Source organism: Sediminibacterium sp. (assembly GCF_051860225.1).
Lineage (GTDB): Bacteria > Bacteroidota > Bacteroidia > Chitinophagales > Chitinophagaceae > Sediminibacterium.
Window position 1 is genome coordinate 280,787 of the sequence record NZ_JBHYEI010000002.1, and the last position, 12,167, is coordinate 292,953.

The 12,167-nt window shown below is 36.9% G+C and carries 12 protein-coding genes; 4 read left to right on the top strand and 8 right to left on the bottom strand.

The features are described 5' to 3' along the window. Window positions 1-8: 8 nt before the first annotated feature. From ACTIEI_RS08115 to ACTIEI_RS08130, 4 genes are read right to left on the bottom strand one after another with little or no spacing between them, the layout of a single operon-like run. Window positions 9-1,148: an NAD(P)/FAD-dependent oxidoreductase gene (locus ACTIEI_RS08115; protein WP_439505791.1), complete on the bottom strand. Its 1,140-nt coding sequence runs from the start codon at window positions 1,146-1,148 to the stop codon at window positions 9-11. After that, window positions 1,138-1,860 carry a methyltransferase domain-containing protein gene (locus ACTIEI_RS08120; protein ID WP_439505792.1) on the bottom strand — a complete coding sequence of 241 codons (723 nt, stop codon included), beginning with the start codon at window positions 1,858-1,860 and terminating at the stop codon, window positions 1,138-1,140. Before ACTIEI_RS08120 ends, ACTIEI_RS08115 begins: the two co-directional genes overlap by 11 nt. After that, window positions 1,853-2,947, bottom strand: a complete 1,095-nt coding sequence (locus ACTIEI_RS08125) for a type III polyketide synthase (protein ID WP_439505793.1) — start codon at window positions 2,945-2,947, stop codon at window positions 1,853-1,855. Before ACTIEI_RS08125 ends, ACTIEI_RS08120 begins: the two co-directional genes overlap by 8 nt. Continuing rightward, the gene (locus tag ACTIEI_RS08130; protein WP_439505794.1) at window positions 2,940-3,800 is read right to left on the bottom strand and encodes a UbiA family prenyltransferase; all 861 of its coding nucleotides are present in this window, start codon (window positions 3,798-3,800) and stop codon (window positions 2,940-2,942) included. The genes ACTIEI_RS08125 and ACTIEI_RS08130 overlap by 8 nt, the downstream gene beginning before the upstream one ends. Window positions 3,801-3,964: 164 nt before the next feature. Here ACTIEI_RS08130 and ACTIEI_RS08135 point away from each other — a divergent pair, with 164 nt between their 5' ends. From ACTIEI_RS08135 to ACTIEI_RS08145, 3 genes are read left to right on the top strand one after another with little or no spacing between them, the layout of a single operon-like run. After that, entirely contained in the window at window positions 3,965-4,456 is a 492-nt protein-coding gene (locus ACTIEI_RS08135) for a YceI family protein (protein WP_439505795.1), read from the top strand. 10 nt (window positions 4,457-4,466) lie between these two features. Next, window positions 4,467-5,150 carry a hypothetical protein gene (locus ACTIEI_RS08140; RefSeq protein ID WP_439505796.1) on the top strand — a complete coding sequence of 228 codons (684 nt, stop codon included), beginning with the start codon at window positions 4,467-4,469 and terminating at the stop codon, window positions 5,148-5,150. 45 nt (window positions 5,151-5,195) lie between these two features. Continuing rightward, window positions 5,196-5,693, top strand: a complete 498-nt coding sequence (locus tag ACTIEI_RS08145; RefSeq protein ID WP_439505797.1) for a YybH family protein — start codon at window positions 5,196-5,198, stop codon at window positions 5,691-5,693. Window positions 5,694-5,705: 12 nt separating this feature from the next. On the opposite strand, the gene ACTIEI_RS08150 is transcribed toward ACTIEI_RS08145, so the two are convergent. From ACTIEI_RS08150 to katG, 4 genes are all read right to left on the bottom strand, one after another. Continuing rightward, window positions 5,706-6,692 (bottom strand): PAS domain-containing protein, encoded by a 987-nt coding sequence (locus ACTIEI_RS08150; protein ID WP_439505798.1) that lies wholly within the window; start codon window positions 6,690-6,692, stop codon window positions 5,706-5,708. Between the two features lie 80 nt (window positions 6,693-6,772). Continuing rightward, window positions 6,773-7,411 (bottom strand): peptidylprolyl isomerase, encoded by a 639-nt coding sequence (locus ACTIEI_RS08155; RefSeq protein ID WP_439505799.1) that lies wholly within the window; start codon window positions 7,409-7,411, stop codon window positions 6,773-6,775. A gap of 3 nt (window positions 7,412-7,414) precedes the next feature. Further along, window positions 7,415-8,395, bottom strand: coding sequence for a PAS domain-containing protein (locus ACTIEI_RS08160; protein WP_439505800.1), 981 nt, complete (start codon window positions 8,393-8,395; stop codon window positions 7,415-7,417). A 174-nt stretch (window positions 8,396-8,569) separates the two neighbouring features. Beyond that, a complete protein-coding gene (katG, locus tag ACTIEI_RS08165) occupies window positions 8,570-10,792 on the bottom strand; it encodes a catalase/peroxidase HPI (protein WP_439505801.1) in 2,223 nt (740 codons plus the stop codon). A 98-nt stretch (window positions 10,793-10,890) separates the two neighbouring features. Between katG and ACTIEI_RS08170 the strand changes: the two genes are divergently transcribed. Continuing rightward, a complete protein-coding gene (locus tag ACTIEI_RS08170; protein ID WP_439505802.1) occupies window positions 10,891-12,135 on the top strand; it encodes an alkaline phosphatase family protein in 1,245 nt (414 codons plus the stop codon). Window positions 12,136-12,167: the final 32 nt, after the last annotated feature.

Here is a 12,167-nt window from a genome sequence, read left to right on the forward strand (position 1 = left end):
TAAAAAAATCAAAACCGCTCCCCATGCGTCTGCTTCACAATAGCACGCACCAAAAAAGGAAAAGGCTTTAGCATCGCAACAAACAAATTGGTAATCCAAGTTTTACCAAAAAACCGTTGCACCAATCTTCCTACTTTTAATCGCTGGGCAAATGTTTTAGACCAAGCATTACTATACTCTTGCTCCATAGCCTCCCTACTAAGTTCATTGCGCAAAAACGGCGCAATGGCTTCATAAGCCAGCTTTGATCCATGCAATGCCATGCTCATTCCATTGCCACATAAGGGGGTAATCATACCCCCCGCATCGCCCACCATTAATACATGGTTTTCAATTAAAGACTTGCGCTCAAAAGAAATCTGAGCAATGGTCACTGGAGTTTCATACAAGTGCACTGCTTTATTCAAAATATCACGCAAATAAGGATTGGCTTTTAATACTGTTTGCTCCATTGCTTCAATAGAACCTCCATTCGTTTTTAAATTATTTGCAGTGGTTAAATAACATAAACAAGTTTTACCATCTTCAATATTAGAGATGCCACAATAGCCATCTTTAAAATTATGCAGTGCAATTAAATCGTTCGGCCAATCAATATCAATATGATATTTCACGCCAATAAAATTATCCAGTTGTTTTTGCTTCCCTAAAATAAACGGCCGCTTCCACTTTACATCTAGATTGCTGCGCTTACCAAAACTGCCCACTGCTATTCGCGATTGAATCATTCCAACTGAAGCATGCACCCTAAATATATCGGCTTCAAAAAAAATATCATCCACTTTTACGCCTGCTTCAACCCTCACTCCCAAGCCCTTTGCTAACTCATATAAAGATTGATCAATGGAATACCTACTTATACCAAAACCTCCTAAATCTAGCGAATGCTCAATCCTATTGCCGTTTGGCGCCGTTACCATTAACTTATTTACAATCGGCAATTGTAACTTACTTAAAGGGACACCTAAGTTTTCAACAAAATCCCAACTTTCTAAACTGATGTATTCTCCACATACTTTATGAAATGGATACTGCTCTTTCTCGAACAACACCACACTAAATCCAGCTTTAGCCGACTGTATAGACAATGCCAATCCTGCTAGCCCACCGCCAACTATGGCAATATCGTAAACCATATTATTTGCCATGACCGGGTTTATTAGTAATAGAGCAAATTAACCACCGAAATGCCCATTTCCATTGTATTTCATAATGTGTAATACCCGCTTCTACAAACATATTTTCTAACTCATCTTTACTGAATCCGCGCAAAACCGAAAGCGGTGCATCGTTTTTAACTAAATAACTATTAGAGAATGCACTGGTTAATAATTTAATGGAATGGTAAGCAAAATAATGTCTTTGCAAATCGTTGATAAAATGTCCCACCAATGAATGGGTATCGCACCACTGCAACATCTGTACAAATTGTTGTTTGTCTAAATGATGTCCAAATAAAGAAGAAAAAATAATATGCGGCTGCTGTTGAAATGTTGTATGCAAATAGTCGGAACAAACAAATTCAATTCCTTTATTCTCTTTTCTACTTTGCGCATAAGCAATACAATATGGGTTAATGTCTACTCCCATTAACTCCACTTCAATATGATATAACCTACACCAATCGCGAATTACGCGAAGATTATCTCCTCCCCCACAACCTATTTCACAAATACGAACAGGGATTCGAGTATTGGCATAATCCAATACATATTTTAATCCTGCAATCGTAATATCATGGCCGCCCAATAAAGTATTGATGCGATCCAGCTCTTTCATATTTTGCTGAATTGCTTCAAACGGAATATCATCCCGATCTAGTAACTCTTTTTGATATGATCGTTCGTTAAAATTAGGCATGGGTAGATGCAATAAAAGTTTCCATGGTTAACCCCGGGCCAAATGCTGCACCAAAAATATTGGCTGACTCACCTGACTGAAGGGTATCCATAATTTTCTTCAACACAAACAATACGGTTGGTGAAGACATATTGCCGTATTCTTTTAGTACTTCAAAACTTTGCGTTAGCTCTGGCCCATTAAAATCAAGGCTTTTCGAAATGGCATCGAGTATTCTTTTCCCGCCTGGATGTATGCACCAATATTGAATGTCTTCTTTTGTAATGCCCGCTTTGTCCATCGCTTTATTCATTAAGCTTTCAAAATCTGCTTGAATTAAGTCGGGAACATATCCGCTCAGGGTCATTAAAAATCCAGTGGATGCAATCACCCAACTCATATCGTCTTTTCCTTTGGGAACAATTTCTGAATAGAAACTTTTGAGGTACAATCCTTGCATATCAACGTCATCAGATACTACTAACACTGCTGCTGCGCCATCGCCAAATAATAAACTGGAAGCAATATTATCTGCACTCGCTACATCTTGAAAATGCAGCGTACACAATTCGGTGCATACAATCATGACTTTTGCATTGGCTTCAGCTTTACATATGGCGTTAGCCATTTTTAATGCATGAATAGCTGCATAACACCCCATAAAATTGATGCTGCTTCGATAAATATTTTTAGGCAGGTTCAATAATTCTATCAGCTCTAAATCTAAGCCTGGTGCGCTCATACCTGTGCAACTCACTGTGATCAAATGCGTAATTGAATCACATTCCATTCGATTGGCTAAACATTTTTCAATCGCTTCCTTTGCCATGGGCGCAGCTGCTGCACCATATAAATTCATTCGTTTTTCGATAGAAGGAATTGGATCAGCAGAACCCACTGGCGGAAAAAAATTCCAATCTGCAGCATCCTTACTAAAATCTGCAATGGCCGAATAGCGATAGTCGATTCCACTTTGCCTATATAAGAATTTTAATTTTCGAGCTTCTACTGCATCTAACCGATACACTTCTTGCATGAATGTTAATATGCGATTTTGCTTGTGTTGAAATGCAGGTACTGCGGTTCCTATGGATATGATTTTACTCAAAAAGATTCAAAATTAAAATAGTGATAAATGCTAAGTTAGTGCATACAGAAGCAATCAAATTCATTTGCATAGTATGCTTAAAATTAGCTGCTGCGATGTCTTTCCAAACCTTATTTGCCCAATAGAAGAAGTACAGTAAGGTAGGTATAAAAAACAGTTGCAACAAAACAAAGCCGGTTATTTGCAATGTACTTAAGAACCAATAGGCCAATAACCCGAAAGAAATAACATAAATGATTGCTGTAAAAATAAATGTACCTCTATAACCCAGCACATAACTAATGGTAGTTACGCCATCGGCTTTGTCGGCTTCGTGCTGGTATATTTGGGTAAGGGGATAAAACCCTCCGATTAAGCAGCTGGCCGCCAATATCGTTGGCCATGGTGCATTTGTAGCAAGGGTTTCACTACATCCATGGTATACCAGCCAATACGTTACTCCTCCTTGAAAAACCACCACCGTTAAAAATCCTATGATGGGATATTGCTTTAAGCGGATGCCTCTATAGCTATAAGCTCTAGAAACAAGAATGTACAAAAACACTCCAATAGAAAAATACCTACTCACCAACAAACTCAACAAAACCGCCAAGGAATCCATTACAACCGTTACGATAAATAATTGGCGGGTAGGTTGCATCGGCTGCTCTAATCCCCCAATTGGGGTATCATCTTGATCCATATATGAATTATATCCATTACTTGCAGGATATACCAATACATGTAATACGATGAACACGATTACCGCATTCAACCAATTGATGGTAGGCACCTGACTCAATGCAAACCAATAAATGGGCATTAAGAAAAAGGAAAAATGAAAGCGAAGCAGCTGAATGGTTGATTTTTGCATCTCAGTTTAAGATACGGCAATATTGTTAAAATGTTTCATCTATTAAAACAAATTTGGCATACCCTTGTAATGAGGTTGAACAGTCAACTTGATTTCAAACAACTGAATATATGATGCAAAAAATCTTCTTCGTCATTGGTCTTTGCTGCTTAAGCTATTTTTCAATGGCACAAAAATATACTCCCTCAGACTCTGAGAGCAAGGTTCAATTTGTGATTAAAAACTTTGGAATAAAAGTAGATGGTCATCTAAAGGGGATTAAAGGATCCATCAGCTTTGATCCATCCGAACTCAACAACAGCAATTTCAATGTATCGGTGAATGCCAATACCATCAATACCGATAACACTGCTAGAGACAAACATTTAAAAAAGGCCGACTACTTTCATGTGGAGCAATTTCCTTTGATCAGTTTTGTGAGTTCTAAAATAACGCAACGCGCAACAACAGGTCAATACAAAGTTGCTGGAAACCTTACTATTAAAGGAACTACAAAAGCTATCGAATTTGAATTTACGGCTAACCCTACTAGTAAGGGCTATCAATTTAAAGGCGCATTTACCATCAACCGACGAGAATTTAAAGTGGGTGGCAACAGCTTGCCTCTATCGGATAATTTAACTGTGAACTTAGACATTACTGCTAATAAAAATTAAACCAAATTTCATGAAATTATTTTACACTTTATTCTTGTTCACATTCATGTGCTTTTCTGCAAATGCACAAGAAGCTACCAAGAAAAAATCTGAACAACTGCTCGACGTTACGTTTGGTTTTGGTAGTGGGCAATCAACCATCTCCTTTGGATATTTCAAGAGCTGGGATTTAGGAAAAAAACAAGGCTTTTATATCGGAACAGGTGTACGATTGAGTAACGCTTTTGGTAAGAATCAAGTATTTACATCTGCTCCAGCAAGTCTTGCTGCTAATTCAGCAAATAAAGACAGTTTATTTAGCTCTGCAGCTAGCACTTATGCATTTAACATATTACTAAACTTAGGATACCATATTTCCCCAAAACTAGACCTTGGCTTTAATATTGATTTGATTGGTGCTTCATTTGGACCTTCAAGAATCAAGCTATTCAGCGGCAATGGAACCCTAGACGTTACCACAGCAGAACCAACCAGCATGAATGTATTATTGGTGGGCAATAATGACCGTGGCACATTAAACTCAGAATTCTATTTACGATATAAAGTCTATAAAAAAATAGGGGTGAAATTGGCTTACCAACATTTTTTCACAGAACTTACTACTATTGAGAAGGTTCAAACCGTTCCAGTTCAAAACGATCGATTCAGAAATATCACCAACTTATTTAGTGTGGGGCTGGCTTATCATTTTTAGAAATTGTTAAATAATTCGTAACTTATTGATCTAAATTGTTTAACAATGAAATCAATCAACAAGTTATTGGTAACATCCATTTTGATGTCCACTTTATTTTTCAGTTGCAAAGATGCATCAAGCGAAGAGCCAGCAAAAATTCCTTTTAACTTAGCAGTTGCGAAAACAGAAATTGAAGCAGCTAATCAACAAACAATGGACGCATTTGCCAAAAGTGATTCTGTAGCAATAGCAAATATGTATACAGAAGATGCAAAATTAATGTTCACTGGTATGCCCGCAGCTTCAGGAAAAGCAGCAATACAATCTGTTTTTGGAGGAATCATCAAATCAGGTGTAACCAAAATAGAGTTAAAAACAAGCGAGGTTTGGGGCAATGAAGATTTATTAGCTGAAGAAGGCGGGGTAAATATTTATGTAAAAGACCAAATAGTAGGTCAAGAAAAATTCATTGTGCTTTGGAAAAAAGTAAATGGACAATGGAAAGTATTCAGAGATATATCTAATTCAAATACACCAGCTCCGCCTCTAGAAAATAAATAAGTAAGTAACTACTTAAGATATACTTCTTGAAACAATCTCATGGATGGTAAAATCTAGTTCTTTTACCTCACTCAATAAAGTATCTAAGTGCTGAAGTTTTTCTTCGGCACTTAGATTATCCTCAAGCTTAATGAGATTGTACAGCCCCATAATATTAACAACATGTCTCCGCAATTCATGAGACTGTTGCCAAGTAATATGCTTTAATCGCTCGTCTTGCTGAACAATTTTTAATGCGTCTGTTTTACTTTTAGTAATATTGGTACTACTAAAAGTAAAACCAACCAATTTACCGTCAGGATCATAGGCAGGTAAATAGTTAACTTCTATCCATGCACTGGCATCACCAAAAAATATTTCTCTTTCTAAATGAATATATTCTCCATTCAAAGCACGCTTGGTATCGGCATAAAAATCGTCAAAATCATTGGGTAATATAAAATCATGCATAGCTGCACCAACTTCTAATGGTTTTCCAAAAACAACTTCGGCCTGCATGGCAGCCTGCTTATTATAAGAGATAATTTTGTAATCAGGACTAATCAAAAGATTGGCATCGGCTGTACTTTCTAACATCGCCCTTAATTTATTTTCAGAATGGCGTAGTTTTTTTACGATTCTTTGGGATTCTGTAATATCATTCCCAATACATATTACGCCTGCAGGATTTCCATTGACATCTTTAAAAAGAGAAAACTCCCAATGAGTCCAATGGAAATCGTGTTCATTATTGCTGGGTTTTCTAATGTCAATTGGGAAAACCTTATCTGGATTGGCAAAGCATTGGCGAACAATAGTAATTGCACTTTCTACATCTCCGGGATGCATTGCAACCTGGAAAGGCTTACCAATAAAATCCATACCTAGGAATGCGAACCTCTTATTAAACAAATCATTTACGTAGCTGTAATTACCCAATAAATCAGTTACCACTACTGAATAAGTAACAGAATTACATAGGAATGAAGGAATCAGCTTACAAATTTCTGTTTGCGTCATGAAAATTGGAGTTACCAAATATAGATATATATTTCTAAAGTGATTCAAACCCAATCAACTTGTCAAAATAAACAAACAAGCTATTTGCGCAATATATAAGCCCTATTAATTTTATCCAATTTGGGAAATTGCTTCATAAACAATGCAGGGTATTTCTGAAGGGTATCAAATTTAGCCATCGTAGTGCCTCCATACCCTGCATACAATGAATCAACAACTTCCATCCCGTTAATTACTTTTCCAAAAGGAGGATACCCTTTTACGCCATTAGCAACTACCGTATCTAATCGTTGATTGTCTTTTAAATTAATGAATAATGTACTGCCCCTGGTTTCTTTTCCGCTTCTCGCATAACTTAAATAGCCTCTTAAATTACTTTGAATAACAGGCTCATCAATTAATTTATAAGGACTCCATTTTCTAAAAACAGCGGTGTCATTATTGCCCCATTGTACTACAAAATTGGGCACCACCCTATAAAATAGGGTATTATTATAAAAGCGATGTTTTACTGTTTGATAAAACCGATCCGCAGCCAAAGGTGACCACTCTCTTGTTATTGCGACATCAAATATGCCTTTAGTAGTTTCAAATCGAGCAACATAGGTGGATGGAGCTTCTTGCGTTAACCACTTCGCTTTAAATACAGGTCTTGAGCATCCTATAAAGCATAAACTTAAAAGGAATGCTTGATAAAAATAAAAGGTATTTTGTTTCATATCCTATGCTTCACCAATACTCCTTTTAACAATGGCATGAACAACTTGATCAAGTTTCTTGGTCTCATTTAATAATTCATCTAATTGCATTTGTTTTTCAATATCAGACAATAGATTATTGTTTTTGATTAAATCATGCAAGCCCATAATATTCACAATATGCCTGCGAACTTCATGAGAATGTTGCCAAGTAATTTGTTTTAATCGCTCGTTTTGTTGCAAGATTTTAATTTCATTTTGCTTTCTTTCAGTAATATCTCTCACATTAATTGCAATGCCCACAATATGTTGAAAAATATCATAAACAGGAAATAAAGAAAATATCCACCAAATACCGCCATCCTCATTTTCAGCTCTTATTGACTCCCCATTCAATACGCGTTTAAAGTAACCTAAAAATTCTGCATGATTGAATGGATGAAAAAAATCAAAGATAGAATCACCAATAGCAGGCTCCCTTTTAAAAATCTCCAAACAATTGTTTTTAGCAAGTTGATTTAAAAATAAAAATTCAAAGTTGGGATTAATAAATGTACAGGCATCAGAAGTACTGTCATACATAGCTCTAAGTAAAGTTTCTGTTTGAGCTAATTTTTGATTGGTTTTTTCTTCCATAGAAGCTTCGTAACCAACACATAAAATTCCTACTGGATTTTGTTGTGCATCTTTAAATAGAGAGAATTCCCATTGTGTCCAATAAAAATCATTTTCTACTTCGCTAGGTTTTCTAATCTGAATAGGGAAGGATTGATCAGGATGTAAAAAACACTGCTGAACCACTTCATTGCATTTGACTATATCTTCAGGATGAATAGCAACCGAAACAGGATCACCAACAAAATGGGTTTTTAAAAATGAAAAGCGTTCATTAAACAAATCGTTTACATAGATATACTTCCCTTCTAAATCAGTGACGACTAATGAATAAATTTTAGAATTCACTAAAAAATTAGGCAGTAATTGAAGAATATCAGATTCGCTCATATTTTTACATTATGTGCTCAATTAAATATATTAATTTAAGTTCAGATTTTAAAATTAAAATGAAATTAAGAAGCCCTAAATTTTTGGTCATACGCTGCCTTTATTTTCATTTTTGCCATTGCATAAAAAAGCCCCGAGTCTAACTCGAGGCTTTGAAAATAACACAACTATTATTTATTTTAAATCAAAACGATCCAGGTTCATTACTTTGTTCCAAGCTGCAACAAAGTCTTTTACAAACTTCTCTTGTCCACCTGTATAAGTATACAATTCCGCTAATGCTCTTAATTCAGAATTTGAACCGAATACCAAATCAACTCGAGTTCCTGTCCATTTAACAGCACCAGTTTTACGATCCTTCGCTTCAAATAAATCTTTGTGATCATTCACAGGAGTCCATGTTTGACTCACATCTAATAAGTTCACAAAGAAATCATTGGTTAATACTTCTGGTTGATTGGTGAACACACCATGCTTGCTCTGATTTGAATTAGCATTCAATACACGCAATCCACCAACTAACACGGTCATTTCAGGTGCAGTTAATGTAAGCAATTGCGCTTTATCCACTAATAAATCTTCTGCAGAAACGGTATAACGTTTTTTAGCATAGTTGCGGAAACCATCAGCTATAGGCTCAAGCACTGCAAATGATTCAACATCTGTTTGCTCTTGAGAAGCATCTGTTCTACCGGCAGTAAAAGGAACAGTAATTGCATGACCAGCGGCCTTAGCTGCCTTTTCAATTGCTGCACATCCACCCAATACAATCAAGTCTGCCATTGAAACTTGCTTATCGCCAGCAGTTGCATTAAATGCTTTTTGAACTCCTTCTAATGCATCTAATACTTTAGACAATTGAGCTGGGTTATTGGCTTCCCAATATTTTTGAGGTGTTAAACGAATACGTCCACCATTTGCACCACCACGCTTATCTGATCCACGGAAAGTAGACGCAGAAGCCCATGCAGCAGAAACCAATTCAGACACAGATAACCCAGTTGCTAATATTTGTGCTTTTAATGCTTCAATATCAGCCGCATCAATGGTTTTATAAGTTGCAACAGGAATAGGATCTTGCCAAATTAATTCTTCAGTAGGAACTTCTGGCCCTAAATACAAAGACTTAGGCCCCATATCACGATGCGTTAATTTGAACCAAGCTCTAGCAAAAGCATCAGCAAATAAATCTGGGTTCTCATAGAACTTACGAGAGATTTTTTCATAAGCTGGATCAACTCTTAATGCAATATCAGAAGTTAGCATGAATGGTGCGTGCTTCTTATTTGGATTGTGTGCATCAGGCACTGTACCTGCTCCAGCATTGTTCTTTGGTTGCCATTGGTGTGCGCCAGCTGGGCTCTTCGTCAATTCCCACTCAAAGCCAAATAAGTTTTCAAAATAGTTATTGCTCCATTTGGTTGGAGTAGTGGTCCAAGCACCTTCTAATCCACTAGTGATAGTGTATTCACCATTACCAGTGCCGAAACTATTTTTCCATCCAAGTCCTTGCTCTTCTAAACCAGCAGCAGCAGGCTCTGGACCCACATACTTACTAGGATCAGCAGCACCATGGGTTTTACCAAATGTATGTCCACCTGCAATTAAGGCTACGGTTTCTTCGTCGTTCATTGCCATACGTGCAAATGTTTCGCGGATATCACGAGCCGATGCTAATGGATCAGGATTACCGTTAGGACCTTCAGGGTTTACATAAATCAATCCCATTTGAACGGCAGCCAATGGATTTTCTAATTCGCGGTCTCCAGTGTAACGCTTATCAGCTAACCACTCGCGCTCCGATCCCCAATAAATATCTTCTTCTGGCTCCCAAACATCTGCACGACCTCCACCAAACCCGAAGGTTTTAAAGCCCATAGATTCCAATGCCACATTACCAGTTAATACCATTAAATCGGCCCAAGATAATTTGTTGCCATATTTCTGCTTGATGGGCAATAATAACAATCTTGCCTTGTCTAAGTTGGTGTTATCGGGCCAGCTATTCAATGGGGCAAAACGCAATGTACCAGCACCTGCTCCTCCTCTACCGTCACCAGTTCTATAGGTACCCGCAGCATGCCATGCCATACGAATAAAGAATGGACCATAGTGTCCATAATCCGCTGGCCACCAATCTTGTGAATTGGTCATTAAATCGGTCAAATCTTTTTTTACTGCCGCTAAATCCAAAGTCTTGAATTCTGCTGCGTAATCAAAAGACGCATCCATTGGATTAGACAACATAGAATTTTGACGAAGAATATTCAACTTCAATTGATTGGGCCACCAGTCGCGATTTCTAGTACCTCCACCTGCTGTTTGTACAGACTTAGCGGTAGCGCCAGTAAATGGGCACTTACCTTCTGCCCCTGCATTCATTGGGTTATTTTCCATATATTGATTTGGGTTTTTACGGTTTAAAATGAGAGTGCAAAATTACACTGAATTGTGCATTTTATTAGTTTAATTTAATTGAAAAAATGGTTTTTTACATGCGTCAAATAATCTTCCTGATTCTGTTAAGCTTTTATTGCACAACCAACACAAATGCTCAACAAAAAACTCCTAAAATTGTTTTCGTAATTGCAGATGGCATCCCAGCAGAATTGATAGAAAAATCGTCAAAGCCAAATCTGAGTAAAATCATAACCAGCGGTTTTTACAAAAGAGCTTTTGTTGGGGGGATTAAAAATACCTACAATCAAACCCCCACTATTTCTGCACCAGGGTACAATAACTTAATTACAGGCACTTGGTCAAATAAACACCAAGTAGTAGACAACAATATCAAGAACCCCAATTACCAATATTATACCATTTTTCGATTTTTAAAAGAAGCCCATCCGCATAAAACAACAGCCGTATTTTCTACTTGGCAAGACAATCGGACCAAATTAGTCGGAGATGGCTTAAAAGAAACAGGTGGGTTTAAAGTAGACTATTCGTTTGATGGATATGAATTAGATACCCTTCAATTTCCGCACGATAAGCAAGCCAACTACACGCACTTAATTGATGAAAAAGTAATAGCCAAAGCCGATAGTACCATTCGTACAGATGCGCCAGATTTATCATGGATCTATTTGCAACACACCGATGATATAGGGCATCGATATGGCAATAGCCGGCAACTAGAAAAAGCCATTGATTATTTAGATGTACAAATGGGTAAAATATGGGAGGCCATTCAATACCGCGAAAAAAACTTTAAAGAAAATTGGTTAATCATTATTACCACCGATCATGGCAGAGATGCCGCAACAGGAAAAAACCATGGCGGTCAATCCGATGCAGAAAGAACTACATGGATAATTGCAAATCTAAAAAACACCAATACTTATTTTAAAAATAATACACCTGCCATAGTTGACTTGCTTCCAACTATGGCAAGATTTATCCCAATCAATCTTCCCAAGGCAAATGAATACGAATTAGATGGTGTTCCTTTAACTGGACCTGTGTCTTTATCAAATGCATCAGTAGAAAAAAAGGAAGACAGTTTAATTATTCGTTGGAAAGCCTATGAGAAAAAAAATCCAGTCAAAATTTTTATAAGCAAGACCAATTTATTTAAAATTGGACAAATGGATCATTATGAATTACTAGCAAATACGGCTGTTGATAAAGAACGTTTTGCCTTTAAAATAGATACAGAAAAAGCATTTTTAAAATTGGTATTAGTAGGCAAAAAAAATACCATTAATACACAATGGTTTAATCTAGCCTCCCCGAAATAAAAAAGCTGCATTGCTGCAGCTTTTTAGAAAAT